Origin of the sequence: Microbulbifer variabilis, from assembly GCF_023716485.1 — a bacterium.
GTDB lineage: Bacteria > Pseudomonadota > Gammaproteobacteria > Pseudomonadales > Cellvibrionaceae > Microbulbifer > Microbulbifer variabilis_B.
Map to the genome: position 1 here is coordinate 3,207,645 of NZ_CP092418.1, position 18,107 is coordinate 3,225,751.

Annotated in this window: 15 protein-coding genes; 4 read left to right on the forward strand and 11 right to left on the reverse strand. The window is 53.1% G+C overall.

What is annotated here, in order from left to right; translation table 11 throughout:
• Nucleotides 1–7 precede the first annotated feature (7 nt).
• On the reverse strand, nt 8–3,565 hold the full coding sequence (locus tag MJO52_RS14260) for an indolepyruvate ferredoxin oxidoreductase family protein (RefSeq protein WP_252082403.1): 3,558 nt from the start codon (nt 3,563–3,565) through the stop codon (nt 8–10).
• 277 nt (nt 3,566–3,842) lie between these two features.
• Between MJO52_RS14260 and MJO52_RS14265 the strand changes: the two genes are divergently transcribed.
• Nucleotides 3,843–4,313: an Lrp/AsnC family transcriptional regulator gene (locus MJO52_RS14265; RefSeq protein WP_152452743.1), complete on the forward strand. Its 471-nt coding sequence runs from the start codon at nt 3,843–3,845 to the stop codon at nt 4,311–4,313.
• 72 nt (nt 4,314–4,385) lie between these two features.
• On the opposite strand, the gene MJO52_RS14270 is transcribed toward MJO52_RS14265, so the two are convergent.
• Together MJO52_RS14270 and MJO52_RS14275 are read right to left on the reverse strand one after the other, a co-directional pair.
• Nucleotides 4,386–4,898, reverse strand: a complete 513-nt coding sequence (locus tag MJO52_RS14270) for a shikimate kinase (protein ID WP_252082404.1) — start codon at nt 4,896–4,898, stop codon at nt 4,386–4,388.
• 44 nt (nt 4,899–4,942) lie between these two features.
• Nucleotides 4,943–5,665, reverse strand: coding sequence for an acyltransferase (locus MJO52_RS14275; RefSeq protein ID WP_252082406.1), 723 nt, complete (start codon nt 5,663–5,665; stop codon nt 4,943–4,945).
• A 107-nt stretch (nt 5,666–5,772) separates the two neighbouring features.
• Here MJO52_RS14275 and MJO52_RS14280 point away from each other — a divergent pair, with 107 nt between their 5' ends.
• A complete protein-coding gene (locus MJO52_RS14280; protein WP_252082408.1) occupies nt 5,773–6,390 on the forward strand; it encodes a class I SAM-dependent methyltransferase in 618 nt (205 codons plus the stop codon).
• On the opposite strand, the gene MJO52_RS14285 is transcribed toward MJO52_RS14280, so the two are convergent.
• From MJO52_RS14285 to gloA, 8 genes are all read right to left on the reverse strand, one after another.
• Complete coding sequence (locus MJO52_RS14285; protein WP_252082410.1) at nt 6,325–7,434, reverse strand: prenyltransferase/squalene oxidase repeat-containing protein; 1,110 nt, start codon at nt 7,432–7,434, stop codon at nt 6,325–6,327. The two genes, MJO52_RS14280 and MJO52_RS14285, sit on opposite strands and share 66 nt — an antisense overlap.
• On the reverse strand, nt 7,431–8,183 hold the full coding sequence (locus tag MJO52_RS14290; protein WP_252082412.1) for a class I SAM-dependent methyltransferase: 753 nt from the start codon (nt 8,181–8,183) through the stop codon (nt 7,431–7,433). Before MJO52_RS14290 ends, MJO52_RS14285 begins: the two co-directional genes overlap by 4 nt.
• The gene (locus tag MJO52_RS14295) at nt 8,183–9,526 is read right to left on the reverse strand and encodes a glycosyltransferase family 4 protein (RefSeq protein ID WP_252082414.1); all 1,344 of its coding nucleotides are present in this window, start codon (nt 9,524–9,526) and stop codon (nt 8,183–8,185) included. Before MJO52_RS14295 ends, MJO52_RS14290 begins: the two co-directional genes overlap by 1 nt.
• 603 nt (nt 9,527–10,129) lie before the next feature.
• Entirely contained in the window at nt 10,130–11,515 is a 1,386-nt protein-coding gene (locus MJO52_RS14300; protein WP_252082416.1) for a glutamine synthetase family protein, read from the reverse strand.
• Between the two features lie 123 nt (nt 11,516–11,638).
• A complete protein-coding gene (locus MJO52_RS14305; RefSeq protein ID WP_286036970.1) occupies nt 11,639–13,045 on the reverse strand; it encodes an aspartate aminotransferase family protein in 1,407 nt (468 codons plus the stop codon).
• 335 nt (nt 13,046–13,380) lie between these two features.
• Nucleotides 13,381–14,052, reverse strand: coding sequence for a GntR family transcriptional regulator (locus MJO52_RS14310; protein WP_252082419.1), 672 nt, complete (start codon nt 14,050–14,052; stop codon nt 13,381–13,383).
• Complete coding sequence (locus MJO52_RS14315; RefSeq protein WP_252082421.1) at nt 14,049–15,155, reverse strand: hypothetical protein; 1,107 nt, start codon at nt 15,153–15,155, stop codon at nt 14,049–14,051. The genes MJO52_RS14310 and MJO52_RS14315 overlap by 4 nt, the downstream gene beginning before the upstream one ends.
• Before the next feature lie 60 nt (nt 15,156–15,215).
• Complete coding sequence (gloA, locus tag MJO52_RS14320; protein WP_252082423.1) at nt 15,216–15,656, reverse strand: lactoylglutathione lyase; 441 nt, start codon at nt 15,654–15,656, stop codon at nt 15,216–15,218.
• A 75-nt stretch (nt 15,657–15,731) separates the two neighbouring features.
• On the opposite strand from gloA, the gene MJO52_RS14325 reads away from it, so the two are divergent.
• Entirely contained in the window at nt 15,732–16,928 is a 1,197-nt protein-coding gene (locus MJO52_RS14325; protein ID WP_252082425.1) for a hypothetical protein, read from the forward strand.
• Nucleotides 16,929–17,028: 100 nt separating this feature from the next.
• Complete coding sequence (locus tag MJO52_RS14330; RefSeq protein WP_252082427.1) at nt 17,029–17,775, forward strand: aspartate/glutamate racemase family protein; 747 nt, start codon at nt 17,029–17,031, stop codon at nt 17,773–17,775.
• Nucleotides 17,776–18,107: the final 332 nt, after the last annotated feature.

The following is an 18,107-nucleotide window of genomic DNA, read 5'->3' on the forward strand; positions in this document are numbered from 1 at the left end:
CGGAACGTTAGCCCACTTGCTGAGCCTTAGTGGGGTCGAAAATTTCAACCTCTCTAGCTTGGCCGGTTTTACCAACAGGATTTTCAAAACGACCTAGCGCCTGCTCTCTTTGGCGTTGCGCCTCCAATACATTAGCCTCTTTGATGTGCCCGTAACCTTTAATAACCTCAGGATAACTGAGCAATTCAATAGCCGCCTGGTGGTTTTGTTCGTTCAACTGCCCCACCACTTTCTCAACCAGTTGCTCATACTCAGCGATTAAAGACCGCTCCATACGTCGCTCAGCGGTATAGCCGAAAATATCCAGAGCAGTACCGCGCAGGAACTTTAATTTGGCCAAGGCTCCGAATGCTTTGTGCATCCAACCACCAAACTTCATTTTGCGAGGACGCCCCAACACTTTGTCGAAACGGGCCAGTAATGGCGGTGCCAAGTTGAATTCGAGGTCAAAGTCTCCGCTAAAATTCTCCCGCAAAGATTGAGTAAAGCGCCCGTCAGTGTAGAGGCGCGCAACCTCATACTCATCCTTGTAAGCGAGCAACTTGGCATAATTTTGCGCAACCACTTCGGCGACCATTTGGCGCCCGGGTACCTTAAGGGTTTCCGCCGCTTTAACTTTATCCACCAAAACTTGGTAGCGCTTAGCCAACTCTACATTTTGATAGCCAGTCAGATGCTCAACCCGGTGAGCAACAATTTCATCCAGACCTTTGGGTAGCTGTACAGGCGCTCGATCGTGAGCAAGCAACCGGTTTAGAGCTTTGCGGTCTGCGGCAGCAAGGCGCCCGGCAGCAAAACCCTGCAGATTGCCCTCCACTGCCACACCATTCAGCTCAATTGCCTGTAACAGCGACGCTTGGGAAAGTGGCAATAGGCCTTTTTGCCAAGCAAAGCCCAACATAAATATATTGGCCGCCAGAGTATCTCCAAGTGCAGATTTGGTCAGACGGTGAGCCTCAACAGAATCCAGCGCGTTAACCGCGTTACTTAGGGTATCGAGAACCGCTTGTGGAGAGTGAGCATCCTCACGCCCCAAAACGGTGGCAGCGGTGGGGCTCAGGTGGGTATTCACCACCGCACGACTGTGGGTTTCATCCAGCTTGGCCAAACAGGCGGCGAGATTTCCCGCAGCGATCAAATCACAAGCCATCAGTGCATCGGCGCGACCATCGGAGATTCGCACGGCTTGCAATGCTTCTGGGTGGGCTGCAAAACGAATATGGGAATACACCGCGCCGCCTTTTTGCGCGAGGCCGGTCTGATCCAGGGTACTGCAGGCTTTGCCTTCTATGTGGGCCGCCATCGCTAACAGAGCACCAATAGTCACCACCCCGGTACCCCCCACTCCTGTCACCAGGAAGTTAAAGGGTTCATCCAGACCCGGCAGTTGTGGTGCAGGCAGCTTTTCTGCTTCTGTGCGCAAGATATCGCCAACGCCCGCACCTTTAGCCAAGCGCCCACCTTTTACCGTCACAAACGAGGGACAGAAGCCATTGATACAGGACAGATCCTGATTACAACCGGTCTGGTTAACACGGCGCTTGTCCCCCAAAGCTGTAGAAACCTTTTCCACGGCAATACAGCTGGATTGCTGCACACAGTCGCCACAGCCTTCACACACCAACTCATTAATAAAGGGGCGCCCCTCAGCCTGGGGTAGTAAGCCGCGCTTGCGCTTACGGCGCAATTCAGTGGCACAGGTCTGGTCGTAAATAATGACCGTACACCCTTCCACCTCACGCAACTCCTCCATTACCGCCGGCATATAATCCCGATGGCGAATCTCTACCTCGGAAGGGAAGCTCAGGGCACCCTGATATTTGTCTGGGTTGTCCATCACCAGAACAACCTTCTGCACACCCTCGGCCAGCACTTGGCGGCAAATCATATCCGGCGCCAACTCTCCATCATGAGGCTGGCCACCTGTCATGGCGACAGCATCGTTGAACAGGATTTTGTAGGTGATATTTACCTTAGCGGCGACAGAAGCGCGAATTGCGAGGACCCCCGAGTGGAAATAAGTACCATCCCCCAGGTTCACAAATACATGCTTTTCATCGGTGAAAGGCGCCTGTCCCACCCAGTTGACCCCTTCGGCGCCCATTTGGGTAAAGGTGAACGTCTCGCGGTCCAGCCACTGAGCCATATAGTGGCAGCCGATTCCGGCAAGGGCGCGACTGCCCTCAGGCACTTTGGTGGAACGGTTATGCGGGCAGCCGGCACAAAACATGGGTAGGCGAGAAACATTGGAACCCGCTTGTTGCGCGATGCGCTGGGCCAGGGCATTAAGGCGCATCAAGCGATGTCGCCCGCGCTCACCCAGCTTATCCTGATCCAAAATCAGACCAAGCACCTGGGAAATAATGGCCGGGGATAGCTCACCATAGGCAGGCATCAGCGGTTGATCGTGTTCATCTACTTTCCCGAGAATACGCGGGAAATTAGGGTCTTTGAGGTGAACATTGTACAGCTCCTCTTTCAGCTGCACCTCCATCAGACTACGCTTTTCCTCCAGCACCAGCAAAGTATCTAAGCCGCGGGCAAACTCCTGAATTCCAGGTACATCGAGGGGGTAGGTCATCCCCACTTTGAGGATACGAATGCCCAATTGCCGGGCTTTTTCCTCATTAATCCCCATGTCCTCGAAGGCCTGCATCAAGTCCAGGTGAGCCTTACCGGTAGTGACGATACCAAGAGTGGCATTGGAGTTTTCCAGCACAACCTTGTTCAGCTTGTTCGCCCGAGCAAATGCCAGAGCCGCCGGGCGCTTATAGCGCCACAGACGCTCTTCCTGTTCGAGGGGGTTATCCTGCTTGCGGATATTCAGGCCACCTGTGGGGCGCTCGATCTCAGGATAATTGAACTGTACCCGCTGGGGATCGACTTCCACGGTAGCGGAACTATCCATATTCTCTGCCAGAGTGATCATTGCCACCCAGCAGCCACTAAAACGGGACAACTCAAGGCCATAGTGGCCGTAATCCAAGACCTCCTGCACAGTTGCAGGATTCAAGACTGGAAGATGCATATCCACGAAAGCAAATTCCGACTGCCCCGGGTAGGAAGAGGACTTACAGCCGTGGTCATCCCCAGCGACAATAAGAGCACCACCCTTTGGCGAGGAACCCGCAGCATTGGCGTGACGGAAGGCATCACATGAGCGATCCACGCCCGGAGTCTTGCCATACCAGATACCACAAACGCCATCGACTTGAGCGCCATCGAATAGGCCAACCTGCTGGGAGCCCCACACGGCCGTCGCGGCCAGCTCCTCATTCACGCCCGGCTGGAATCGAATATTGTGCTGATCCAGTAACTTTTTGGCCCTCGAGAGCTGCAAGTCATAACCACCGAGGGGAGAGCCGCGGTAACCGGAGATAAAAGTTGCGGTATTTAAACCGCGAGCTTGGTCCATCCGCATCTGGTCAATGGGCAGACGCACCAGCGCCTGGATCCCCGAAAGAAGCACACGGCCTTTGAGGGTGGTAAAGCGATCATCCAGTGAGATTTGTTTTTTCACCTGGGAGTCCACCGCGCGCTGGGGACTGGCTACTTTTTCAGTCATACACCTAGTTTCCGGTCATTTATTCTTCTCGAAACCCAGTTCGAGCTATAAGTCATTATTCTTCCGAATTGCTCCGTCTCGGTAGTTAGCTGATCAATTTTTCGGCACCCTGCAAAACTCTCTGGCGGGTAATCACAAAAAGCGCTCAGGCTGAAACGGATTGGTCAGGTCATACTAGTGCGTTAAGCGCAACAGAGCATTGCTTTATTTACGTAAATGTGCGTAAATTTGTGATGAAAATCTCGATCGAGCAATTTTTTATAGGATAGGAGTCTTTATGAAGCGTTCGACAGACCTGGATGATTTCGACCGCAAGATTCTGCGAGCGCTGCAGGAGAACGCCGATTATTCCATGGCGGAGCTCGGAGACAAAGTCGGTCTTTCCCACACCCCCTGCTGGCGCCGTATCAAAAGGCTGGAGGCGGAGGGTATTATTCGCGGCCGCGTCACCCTGCTGGACCCGCGTAAATTGGACCTGGGAGTCACAGTATATTGTTACGTGACCATCCACAACCACGATGAAGAGTCCCTGAATAATTTCGAGACTGCGGTACAGGATGTTCAGGAAGTGGTCGAATGCTATTCAACCAGTGGCGACAAGGACTATGTTCTGCGTGTAGTAGTGGACAGTGTTGAACATTACGAGCAACTGTTAAAACGCTCACTGGTGCACCTGCCCAATGTAGCCTCGGTGAATTCCACCTTCGCCCTTAAACAAGTGAAATATACCACTCAGTTGCCGCTCTAGCAGAATAAGAGGCTGAGGCAATACCAGAGCCTCATGAATGAGCCCCATAGTTTGTGGGGCTCAAAAAACCTATCAAGCCAACGCCCGCAGCTTTTGCATTAATCGATCCAATGCCTGTTGCAGATTCAAACCATCACAGCGCAAAGTAATATCCGCATATTTGCGGTAGAGGATCTGGCGCTCCTCAAATAAACTGTCAAAACTTTGCTCCGGTGCTTTGGCTATCCCACGACTTTCATAATTGTGGATTCTCCGGCGAAGTTCATCTGCGGAACATTCCAAAAACACGACTGTGCCCTGCGCACGCAGATTAGCCATTCCCTCAGCACTGTAGACCGCGCTGCCCCCAGTGGAAACCACATGCTTGGGCAGCTGCGCTGCGGCAATGACCTCCCCCTCTATAGCCCGCAAATTGAGGTAGTCACTCTCCGCCATAATTTCCTGCAGTGTTTTCCCCTCCCGCGCCTGAATCAAAACATCTGTATCAACAAAATCCAGGGCCAGCTCTTTGGCCAACAACACACCCAAAGTACTTTTACCTGCACCGGGCATGCCAATCAGAACAATACTTTTTCTTTTTTTCATCTTTTTACCTGTTCGCAAAAATCAAAGCGAAGCAGTAATCAACGTTAATCGCCGCGGCGAGGGAAAAATACAGCGCGCAGCCAGCCAAATAGGCTATTACCTTGCAGCATAAATTTATCCAGCTCATCCATATTGTGAGCCTGGCGGAAAGCATCGGCAAAAAGCGCCTCGCGGGTAATCATTCTTCGTTTGGGGTTAATGGTTTTTATCGGCTTGGCTGGATTCCCTGCTACCACTGTATTGGCTGGCACATCCTTGGTGACCACACTACCCGCGCCGACAACGGAATTATCACCAATGCTTACGCCTTTACAAATAGTCGCACTATCGCCAATCCAAACATTATTCCCAAGACGCACCGGTACGGTGCAACGAAAAGGCCTGGTACGATTATAGAGGCCATGCCAATCGGAATCAGAAATATAAACATTAGCGGCGATCATACAGGCATCGCCAATTTCTATGGACTGCGCAGCCGATATCCGCGCTCCGGGAGAGATCAGCACATAGTCCCCAATGGTAATAAAAGCCTCGCGCCCCTTGTGCCCAAAGGTAGTAAAGCGAATGCACTTTTCCGCATTAGAAATTAAATGGGGATAATTACCCAGGCGAACATTCCCTCCAAAAACATGTACTGAAGAAGGGTCCATCACCTCGGGATCAACACCTACCGCATCAAATTGAGGAAGTAAAAAATAGTGCGTGCGCCAATTGCGCCAATGCAACTGCAGGCGCTTTAACCAGTAAGGCCTATGATCCTTGCGCATAATTAAATATCTACTTGATGGGGCGAACTGCCCACAAAAAATCGCAATTGCTTTTGTGCAAGCGCCGGTTTAGTGTTTGAGCCAAGTAAAATAGCAAGCAGTAAAATATGTCCATCCATTTGCCCATCGATATCCGAGCCATCAAGGGATTCCTCGCTGCCCACGAGGGCGAAGCGCTCTATCATCTTGCCGCTGAGACCAGCAGCCTCGGCCCCTGTCTCGAAGTAGGCAGCTACTGCGGTAAGTCCACAATCTACTTAGCTTCAGCCTGCAAACTGACCGACAGTGTCGTGTTTGCCGTGGACCACCACCGCGGCTCCGAGGAGCATCAACCGGGTGAGGAATACCACGATCCCGATTTGTTTGACCAAAAAGCCAACCTAATGGACAGCTTCCGAACCTTTCGAGCCAATATGAGAGCGGCCGAACTGGAAGACTGGGTTGTTCCCGTGGTAGCTCCCTCCTCGGTGGCCGCGCGCCACTGGAATACCCCACTGGGTCTGGTATTTATCGACGGAGGCCACTCCCTTGAAGCGGCACTGACCGACTATCGCAGCTGGTCCAGGCATATCGTGCCAGGCGGCTACCTGGCCATTCACGATATATTCCCCGACCCCGCCGATGGCGGCCAAGCCCCCTATGACATTTACAAGCTCGCTCTAGCTTCCGCTCAATTCGAGCTGGTCGAAACTGTCGACACCCTGGGCATCCTTCGCCGTATCTGAAGGCAGGCATACCGAGGTAAACAAACCGCTCGCCGGCGTCAGGTCGGCGAGTGCATCTGCCGCAAGCAGCATCGCACCCACGGTCCAGGTGGTTTTCTCCTCGGGCCAAACCGCCTGGTCTCGATAGACATATCCAGTCCAGTAGCCACCATCGCTGTCCTGCCAGCGGTGCAGGCCGCGATAAATGATCTCCGCACGTGCCCGCTGTCCCGAGGCCAATAGGGCCATAGTCAACTCGCAGGATTCCGCCACGGTCACCCAGGGCTCATCATTGACACAACGGCAACCCAAACCGGCCACCACAAACTCATCCCAGCGCTGCTGTAGTCGTGCACGCGCAGCTTCGCCTGTAAATGCACCAGTGAGCACAGGGTAAAACCAATCCATGGAAAAACGCGCCTTGCTCTCCCAGGTACGATCAAAACGCTCGGGTTTACTTTGTAGAGCCACACCTAATGCCGTGCGCCCCCGCACCCATTCCGGTCGAGCCACCCCCAACACACTGGCAATATTGATCGCGCACTCAAGGCTTTTAAAAACTGAAGCACAGCCGGTAATCAGGGCGTCCTCTTTGGGCTGTCCCCCGGCATCCACGGCCCAGTGAATTTCACCGTATTCAGTCTGAAGACCCAGGACAAAATCGATAGCGCGCTCAACCATCGACCAGTACTGCTGTAGAAATCCTTTGTCGCCACTGATCAGGAAATAGTGCCAGACCCCAGTGGCTACGTAGGCGACAAAATTAGTCTCCCGGCGCTCACCGTTATCGATCGCTCCATCTTTATAAGCCGCCCACCAGCTGCCATCCGGCAATTGAATATCCGCCAACCAGCGATAGGCTTTCTCCGCGGCACCAAATTCTCCGGCGATAGCCAATCCCATGGCCGCCTCAACATGATCCCAAGGATCGGCATAGTGCCCTTTAAACCAGGGGATTGAGCCATCGGGTAATTGCTGGGAAAGGATATAGGCTGCGCTATCACGCACAAAACCTACGGGGAAAAGGCTTGTACTCTTTTTGGGGGGCAATACCGTTTCACTCATGGGTTCACCTCCCCAGCCAAACCCAGGGGCTCAGGCGCCCGCTGCTCCGCTTTCACAAAATAGAGCGCGACACTTTTCCCCAAAAGAGGGTTCAACAGCTTTTCAGCCACACGTGTGAGTGCGGGCCGCTTCATCAAGTCCCACACTAACAAGCGATGGTAAGCTTTCACCAAGCGGTTATCTGGCTTATCCCAAAACAGACACTTCAACCACCAATAGGGCGCGTGCAGTGCGTGCGCCTTGTGCCGAGCGAAATGGTGATGTCCCAGGGCTTCAATACTCTGACGGAGCTCCCGCTCACGGAAAATACGGATATGCCCCCCCTCCACCTGATGATACGCATCGCTAAGCTGCCAGCAGACCCACTCGGGAAAATACGCCGGCACAGTAGCGGCAAAGATACCTGAGGGCTTCAATACACGGTCAATTTCTGCGAGAACCGCTTTATACTCATGAATGTGCTCCAATACCTCGGAGCAGATCACTACATCGAATGTGGCGTCGGCAAACGGCAGCTGCAAACCATTGGCAACCCCAAGTAACAGGCGCCCTTTGGCGTGTTCAGAATTATTAAAAGGCTCTGCCCGCTCATTGGCGGTACACACATCATCTAGGCACAGATCAATGCCGTATACATCCACCTCATCAGTGATCATCAAATGAATGGAGTGACGCCCCTCGCCACAGCCCAGGTCCAAAACTTTTTGTCCCGGGCGAAGGTTCAGGTGTTGCGGATCTACAGTAATCATTAAGCAGCCTCCGCACCACTAACATCTGTATCGACTAAGCCCGTTTCATTCTGCTGTTGCACGACAGACTCGCCAAGTATTTCCCGGTAGTAAGCCACCAGGTTCGATGCCGCCAAACTCCAACAGAACTTGTTTTCAATACGCGCCCTGCCTTGAGCGCCCATATCCGCTTGCAAAGATTTATCCGCCAGAACACGACCAAGGGCCTCCGCCAGCGCATTACTGTCACCGGCCGGGACGACGATGCCGGCGTCGCCGACAACTTCTGGCAGCGCGCCTCCATCACTGGAAACCACCGGGGCCCCACAGGCCATCGCCTCACCCGCAGGCAAGCCAAACCCTTCATACAGTGATGGGCAGGCCACTACTGTTGCACTGCGGTAGTGGTTCACCAGTTCTTCATTGGAAATCCCAGAAACAAACTGCACAGCATCTTGCAGTTTCAACTTCTGCAACAGCTTTTCGGTAGCGCCGCCTTTGCGCAAACGGCCAACCACCAATAGCTCCAGCTCAGGAAAGCGCTCACGCAATCCGGCCATGGCCTGCAGTAAGACTCCAAGCCCTTTGAGCGGCTGGTCCGCCGAAGAGGTCGTCATAATACGCAAGGGTTGGCGATCCACCTTGTTATCGGGGCTGAAGATCTCTGTGTCGATACCGTTATAGATCAGGTGTATTTGCTCCGGCGCCACCCCGAATTGTTCGATGATGTCTCGCTCTGACTGGCGCGATACCGTGACAATATGGCGCAACTTCCTCGAAACCTTGATTTGCATATTCAGGAAGTTGTGCCAGCGTCGCACCAACAAACGAAAGCGCCAGTCCGGCGCCGCATCTAGGGCTAGCTGGCGATCGCGGGTAATGGGATGGTGAATAGTGGCAACAACTGGGAGGCCGCTGCGCTCGATATCCAACAGCCCATAGCAAAGCGATTGGTTATCGTGAACTATGTCATATTGGTGACCATGCTGACGTAAGTATTTACGCACGCGACGACCAAAAGTATATGGCTCGGCAAAACCGCCGGTCAGTTTACTCAGCCATTCAAAGAAGTCTGCCCAAGAGAGCAGATGTTTTGGTCTAAGGGCACGGCTGGGCTTTTCTACTTCATAGAGATTGAGTCCGGGCATCTTGATCAAGCTCACCCGCTCATCCAGCTCTGGGTAGGGCTGGCCGGATATCACATCGACCGAATGGCCGGCATCAACCAGAGCCTTACTCAAGTAACGGAGATAAATTCCCTGGCCACCACTGTGCGGATGACTGCGATATCCCAGTAGACATATTTTTAGTGGCCGTGTCTCGCTAGCCATTGGACCGTCTGCACAATTTCCCAAGGCGGTCATAGATTCCCCATCTGCTTGTTCTGAGACCCACACTCATTAATCAAAAAGGCAGCGCCCTGCTGTGAAGCCTGGCTAAAGCAATCGACCAATCCGGGGCCCTACGCTGATAAAGCGGAAGAATACACTGGCGGGGAAATGACTGCTAGGCAGAAGTAATCCACTCTCTTGGCCAGTCTGCCCTTCCGCGTGGCTTCTGAAGCCAAATAAAGTACGCAGCGAACTTCTATCAAATACATTATCAGCCGATGAACTACACCAGATCTCTGCGCTGCACATCCCCCATTTAAAAATATTTTTGCCTGCGCCAGGTTTACTCTCAGCCCAGTCATCAGAGGCAGGATGAATAGAAAGAAAAGTGTGACAAGAGTTTTTTAGCAAAAGAGCTGGGAAAATAGCCTATGTATTTATTTTTGACCTGCAAAAAAAAATGCCCGCCAAAAGGCGGGCCAGGTTTCTCGAACACACTTTCAGGAGGAGAGTTTCAAGTACGTTACGCACTTAAATTTAGGTATAGCAGAGTATCGATCTCTCCTGTATTCCTGCCGGCATTCCTGTCGTAAAAGCCGTTCAGTATTTATGCCGCCGGTACACGAGAAACCGTGATTAAACCCGATGCAAATAACTTTGGTATTCCACATCGGTAACTCGAGCGCCAATCTCCGCCATCTCCTGACGCTTCAGCATAAGGAAAAGTTCGACAAACCGAGGATCGAGATATTCTCTCCACAACGCACTCTTATCAAAGCGCTTCAGTGCCCCACTCCAGGTATTAATCAGTTGCTCGCTTTGCACCTGATAGGCATCGCCTTCAACTGGATCGGGAGCCTGTAACTGGTTCTCAATTCCGTGGCAGACACCGGCCAAAATACCCGCCAAGACCAAGTAGGGATTCACATCGGCACCAGCAATGCGGTGTTCGATACGACGAGCCTCGGGATTACTGGCTGGTACTCGCAAAGTGGTGGTGCGGTTGTCGTAGCCCCAGCACAAATTCAGCGGCGCGTGAGAACTCTCTTGGAAGCGGCGGTAGGAATTGCTGTGTGGCGCAAAGAATGCCATCGCATCATTGGCGGTTGCCAACATACCTGCCGCTGCCTGACGCAGCAGCTCGGAGCCCTCTTCACTGCCATCATCAAAAACATTTTTACCATGGCTATCAATCAAACTCATATGCACGTGCATACCGTTGCCAGCCTGATCCCCAAAGGGTTTAGCCATAGTGCTTACACGGAAGCCGTGACTGCGCGCCACGCCTTTCAGCAGGCGCTTGAATAGCAGAGTTTGATCCGCCACCTTGACAGGATCGGCACTGTGCAACAGATTGATTTCAAACTGACCGGGCGCACACTCTGAGAGCACTGAATCAGCTGGAATACCCTGCTCCTCACAAGCGGCACGCACATCGGCAAAAAAGTGACGCTGCGCGTTCAGCTCAGACAAATCATATACATCGGTAGAGGGCACCAGTTCAGCATCGTTGTCGCTGACTGGGCGCGGGCGCGCCAAGTGATCAACGTCATCGCGCAACAAATAGAATTCCAATTCGGTGGCACAGACTGCGGTATAACCGAGCTTCTGCAGGCGATCCACCACCCGCTGCAGCTGGGCACGTGGATCGGCATAGAGCGAAGAGCCATCCGCCTCGTGCAACTGCATATGCAGCTGTGCTGTTACCTCCCGGTGCCAGGGCGCCAGACTGATCGGCGATACCGGCAGACAAACGCCATCACTGTCACCACTGGCAAACACCAGAGGGCTATCTTCAATATCCCGCCCCCAGATATCCAGGCTGACAGCGCTACGCGGCATTTGCAGGCTTCCCTTCAGCAGCTTCTCCGCCGCTTCTGCTGGTAGCCATTTGCCGCGGGGGACACCATTGATATCGAACATAAAGCCTTCAATCCACTTTAGGTCCGTGTGTTCTGCCAGGAATTTGCGCGACTGCTCCAACAGTTCTGGTTGGGCAGTAAATTCTTTTTCTTGTGACATAAGTTGCCTGAGGTAATCCTGTCAAACCGCAGAAGCGGCCCAGAGCGGTCACCTGCATTCTCCGTTGACGGATAGTGGGTGACAGCCTTGCGCCGCTTCCAAAAAAGGGGCTAGACCCCGAGTTTACGCTAGAGCTTTAGCGGTGTCGTCAAGTGCGCGATGCGCTTTTTCCACAAGCTCATCCACCTGCTCAGTGGTAATAATCAGTGGCGGCGCAATCACCATGGCATCACCCACGGCACGCATGACCAAACCGTGCTTGATACTCAGATCACGACATACGCCACCGGCAGTGCAGTCATCATCAAAGCGGGCGCGGCTGGCCTTGTCTTTCACAAGCTCCAAAGCGCCGACCATACCCAGGCTGCGCGCCTCACCAACGATGGGGTGCTCTGCCAACTCTGCCCAACGTTTGGCAAGGTAAGGGCCAGTCACATCGCGCACATTCTCGATAATCTTCTCATTGCGCAGGATATTAATAGTGGCCAGGCCTGCCATACAGGCCGCGGGGTGCGCAGAGTAGGTGTAGCCGTGAGTAAATTCCCCGCCCTTACTCTTGATCACATCAGCAACGCGATCACCTACCATGGTACCGCCGAGAGGGAAATAACCATTGGTCACCGCTTTGGCGAAAGTCATCAGGTCCGGCTTGAGACCATAATAATCTGCACCAAACCATTCACCAGTGCGCCCAAAGCCGAATATCACCTCATCCATCACCAACAGAATGTCGTATTGATCCAATACTTTCTTCACTTCTGGCCAGTAGGTTTCCGGCGGAATGACCACACCACCTGCACCCTGGATAGGTTCGGCAATAAAGGCGGCCACTTTCTCAGGGCCCAGCTCCTGGATTTTTTCGTCGAGGCTGCGCGCGGCTTGAATACCGAACTCCTCTGGAGACATTTCCCCGCCCTCGGCAAACCAGTAAGGCTGCTGTACGTGTTCAATGTAATCCAGCGGCTGGAACTGTTTGTGCATACCACTCATGCCACCCAGGCTGGCACCGGCGATGGTGGAACCGTGATAACCATTTTTGCGGGAAATCACAATGCGCTTCTCGGGCTTGTCCTGCAGATCCCAGAAACGGCGAATCAGGCGCAAATTAGTGTCATTCGCCTCAGAACCGGAGCCGGTGAAGAACACATTGCTCATACTGGCGGGAGTTACTTCTGCCAGCGCATCTGCCAGCTCGATAGATGGCACGGTAGTGCACTGGAAGAAACTGTTATAGAACGGCAGGGTATTCAGCTGCTCATAGATTGCATCGCTAATTTCCTTACGGCTATAACCCAGGTTGCAGCACCACAAACCAGACATACCATCCAGTAGACGATTACCATCGATATCGGTGATATAAGCGCCTTCAGCACTGGTGATCACCCGGGTGCCCTGTTGCCCCAAGTCATTGAAGTCAGTAAAGGGGTGCAGCAGGTGCTCGCGGTCGTGTTGTTGCAGCTCACTTTTGTTCATATTTCGCTCCTGGCTTTGCTCTGGGGGCTCTCCACAGCACCGGACGAGAGCCCGCATGCATCGAATGAGTCATCCCGCAATTGATCACCTACCCTCCGGAGCCCATTAACGTGTCTTGCCGGACAGGGTATTGCTTCCAAAATTTGTGATCACATTCTAGTGGCGAGACTGACGGAAGCGCAAGATCTATCTATGCCTCAGGGTAACAATAGGGTCCAGAACCGCAGTTACCCTTAGTTAGGAGAAAATCCTGAACTGAAATTGCGGCAACAAGAACCTTTACAACAGGGATACGTGAAGACTCTCACAGTGACCTATCAGGAGGAGTAAAGAGGTCAGGCTTGTTGGCCTGGGCTTCTATAAATATGACTGTAAAAGCGCTGGCCCAAGCCCTAGAGTAATTCTTCGGCGGGAATTGAGCCGAGCCCCTCCTCAATATCCTGACGAATAGCAAGGCGCACTCGCGCCACATCGCCATCGGCAATCGCACCAAGCAGGTCCTCGTGGCGGTCCGGCAACTCTTGTACACCGAAGCGCTGGAACACCAGGTGCTGCAGGGGAGCTGTTTGCAGCCATAGGCTCTCTATCAGCGAGAGGATGATATGGGGGTGCCCCAGGCGATAGAGGGTAAAGTGGAAATCGAGATTGGCCGTTACATACTCCTCGATATCCTTCTCTCTGAGCGCTTTAGTGACTCGAGCATCTAGCTGTCGTAACCGCTCGAGGGCCCCCCGTCCTACAAAGGGCAGCGCCTGCTCTGCGGCCTGACACTCCAGCGCAACCCGTGCCGCACAAATCTCTGCGAGCTTTTCTGGCGTCATGGTGGGCACAGTGACACGGCGGGTATCAGACAGCTCTAGCGCTCGCTCCGAGGTCAGGCGCCGCAAGGCCTCACGAACAGGCATCGGGCTGCAATTCAAGTCCGCCGCCAAACCCCGGATAGTGACCGGGTGCCCCGGCAAAAACTTGCCACGTAGAATGGCATCTCGCACCTGAAAGTACACTCGTTCCTGGGTAGTGCGAAACTCCTCCTGCGGAGGGCTAAATTCCGGTGCCATCTTCATGCGGCCCCAACCTGTTGCAACTTGTGGGGCAAATCATCGGAACCCACTTCGATAAGATGATCTGCTACCCGGCCGGTCTGCCAGATTTCATAAAAGTCGTCTGCCACCTGCCGGCTCATTTCCACCACTTTTTTCCAATAGCGCACACGCTCATCCGAGGGCATCTTATAAAAGTCGTTGCGATCCGGGATTTTGCCAAATGGTAACTGCTCAACAAATCCCGGCGACGGTGCGATCAGTAGTGTCGACATCATGGCATCGCCACGCACACGTCGCCAGGACAACCCCTTGTCGAACCAACCGGGCACCATAAACGGGAAGAAATGCGGGTAGAGCACTAATCCACGTGGATGACTGAAGCGCAAATCAAAGTGGTAGTCTGTAATCCCGCCATCGCGATAATTTCCCAAGGGTGCGCCAGCGGGGTTGCGCACACCCGCCATTACCAGTGGTATAGAACCACTGGCGAGCACCACCTCACGGACATTCTCCGGAGTGAGGGGGGCATTCGCCGTACTCAGATTGCCAAACTTCACAGTGGCCTGGGCCCGGGAGTGGAACACTACGCGCTCCCAGAAGGCTTTAAGGCTATGTCTGGAAACCGCATTGACCAACGCAGACGTAAAGAGCGCCGGGGCCAGAATGGCTCGCTTTTCACTTGCCAAGGGGCCACGCCCACGCGCTGTCACGAAGTGACTCTGCCACAAGGGATTCTCCACCACCTCGCGCGCACCACTTTCCCCTAACACTTCCTGTAGAATCGCGCCACCCGTCGCCGTAATCTCAGCCGGGGTGGGCTTGGTATCGCCGTAGTTCTGGTGAATATATCCATATTCCAGACGTTCCAGCGCCGCCAAAGGATTCTCCATGGCGTAGCACATATTACGAAAACTGCCGATTGATGAACCCAGCGTCGCAATAGGCTCACTACGACCTTTGAAAAAAGCCCCCATAAGAACCCGATCCAGCTGACTGATAACCAGCCACTTGGGGCCCCCAGAAGCTCCCACCAAGGTTGAGAACTGCCCTTGATGTAATCCCTCCTCGCGAACCCTACGCGCCGCTTTGGCGCCGGCCAGTAAAATGCAACTGCGGTTCTTCACATAAATTCCTTATCAATTTACCTAAAAGCCAAAGTCAAATGAGAGCCTTGCCAGGGCCAATTACCACTCGCCGCTGTTCTCCATCGACTTCCAGGGTTCCCTCGGTTCCAGGGGCTCGCCATTTTGTAACAGTTCAATTGAGATACCGTCCGGCGAACGGAAAAAGGCCATATGGCCATCGCGAGGGGGACGATTGATAGTAACCCCCGCATCCATCATTCTCTGGCAGACGGCGTAGATATCATTCACTCCATAAGCCAGGTGGCCGAAGTTTCGCCCGCCACTATAGGACTCCGAATCCCAGTTGTAAGTGAGTTCCAGCGTGGGCGCTTTATGCTGGCGAGCACTATCGACATCCTCAGGGGCCGCAAGATATACCAAGGTGAAACGCCCTTTGTCATAATCTTTGCGATGCACCAACTGCAAGCCCAACTTTTCACAGTAAAACTTTAAGGATTCTTCCAGGTTGGCCACGCGGACCATTGTGTGCAGGTATCTCACCCTCTACTCCTTCCTGTTGCCAGGATCTACAATCGCGGAATAATAAATAATTCAGCTTCGCCTGGCGAAAAGCAAATGTATAAAAAATTCTATCGTGCATTTTCTCAAGCACCCAGCGGCAGCCCATCCTCCATGCTGCACATGGCCTGTCACTCCCATCATTACTGGCCCGATGTGACATTGGAGGCAGTCCAACAATACTGGCAGGATGCGGCACTGCTCGCCGATGACAAGTGGGGACCTATTTTCCAGGAAAAAATACCCGCCTGGCAAAGTGCCGTCGCGCGAACACTAAACCTCCCCGACGCTTCTCAAATAGCTATTGCCCCCAATACCCACGAGCTTGTCTACCGGCTACTTAGTGCCTTTCCCATCACTGAACCCCTGTATATCCTCACTACAGATGGAGAATTTTACAGCTTCACCCGCCAGCTGCAGCGGCTGGAAGAATTGCCCAACATACAAGTAACCCGTATACCCAAACACCCCTTCTCCACCCTGGCAGAGCGCTTTGAGCAGGAACTGCATACGGGAGACTACCAACTGGCTTATGCCAGCCTGGTATTTTTCGATTCTGGCGTGGTATTCCCCGACCTATTGCGAATCGTCGAGCAGAAGCCAATCCAAACCCAGTTTGTAGTCGACGGTTATCATGGATTTTTTGCCCGCTCAATCGACCTGAGCGGTATTGCTGACAAAGCATTTTTTACTGCCGGCTCGTATAAGTACCTGGGTGCCGGCGAAGGGCTGTGTTTTATGAGCATTCCTCGCAACTGCTCCCTACGACCACTAAATACCGGCTGGTTTGCCGAAATTGCGGAGCCTGAAAATCGCCGTGGCCATGTCAGCTATGCGGACAACTGGCTGAGATTTGCCGGGGCAACTATGGATTATTCCTGCCTGTACAAAGGTCTTGCCATTTTCGATCTATTCCGACGCGAAGGTATTACCGTAGATAAAATCCACCGCTATGTCCTCAATGCCCAAAGCCGCTTCCTGAACACAATGAACAAAAACAGCCACCCGCTACTCAACCGGGAGCGCCTAATTCACCACGACCTGAAGGAGGGCCATGGCCACTTTTTCACGTTCGATTGCGGCACAACAGAAAACTCAGAAAAGCTACAAAAAGAGCTGAAAGCCCGAGCAGTCCTTTGCGACAGGCGCCAACATCTGCTGCGCCTGGGCTTTGCTATCTACCATGATGAAAATGAAACTTATCAGCAGGTTTTTGACTCACCCCAAATAAATTCGGAGGCGCTGTTATGCTGATTAACAGGCTAAGCCAACCGGCAGCCTCTATTGATCAATACTTTGATCCATACTTTTGCGGACGATGTAATCTTAAAAACGGGAGAGTCCGGACCTAATCATGAAGCTGCTTCTCCTCAACCCAAATACCACAGAATCTATGACGTCACTAATGGCGGGCGCCGCACAAAGGGTTGCATCTCCGCGCACCAAAATCGTAGCGACCACCGCCAAGATCGGCTTTCCTTATATTTCAAGCCGGGTCGAGGCCGAAATTATCGCTAGTGATATCCTCGAGACAATTGCTGAACACCACACACAGGTAGACGCAGTCATCATCTCTGCATTCGGGGACCCAGGCCTCATTGGTGCGCGTCAGTTATTCGACATTCCCGTGATCGGTGTTGCCGAGGCGGCAATGCTGACCGCTTGTGCACTTGGCCAGCGCTTCTCGATAGTCACATTTAGCGATAGTTTGGCGGACTGGTTTCGTGATGGTGTGCTGCGTGCCGGTCTCGAAAATCGCTTCACCAGCATTCGCCTACCTAGCGAGCGTTTCCAATCAATCGAAACTGTACAGGAAGAGCTTAGCGAGAGCTTGGTTCAGCTCGTAGAAGAAGCTGCATATACTGACCGGGCAGATGTCGCCATCCTCGCTGGAGGACCGCTCGCCGGTCTTGCCACAAAGATTTCTGGCAGACTGCCGATTCCTGTGGTCGATCCAGTCCCTGCCGCTGTCGTGCAGGCAGAGGGTCTTGTACGGCTCAACCCAGGTATCGCCCGCGCAGGTGGTTTCGCCCGTCCGCCCGCGAAAGACACATTGGGCCTCCCCGATAGCCTCTCCAGGCGAATAGAGCACACTGACTGAGCTTCTTCCAAGCCTTCCTTATAATCTCTACTCTCCCGATAGCGCTGGCTCAAAGAATTACGGAGGTTGGATTTAGACAGCCAGATACAGCCTGCGATTAAGCATCCTAAAAACGAATGCAGCCACGTGTTTCTAACAGACGTCGTTACCTTCTTCTCCTGAGTTTTGTTTTCTACCAAGAAAGATGAAACTTATCAGAAGAAATTTAGCTCTGATTAAGTTGGCAGCACTTTCCCGGCCAAGTGGCAAGCCAATATTACTAAGCAGCTTGTCTACAGCTCCCCGATGATCCGTTATGCTGACCTTCTTGCTCAGCTGCGGTTCAGAAAGGC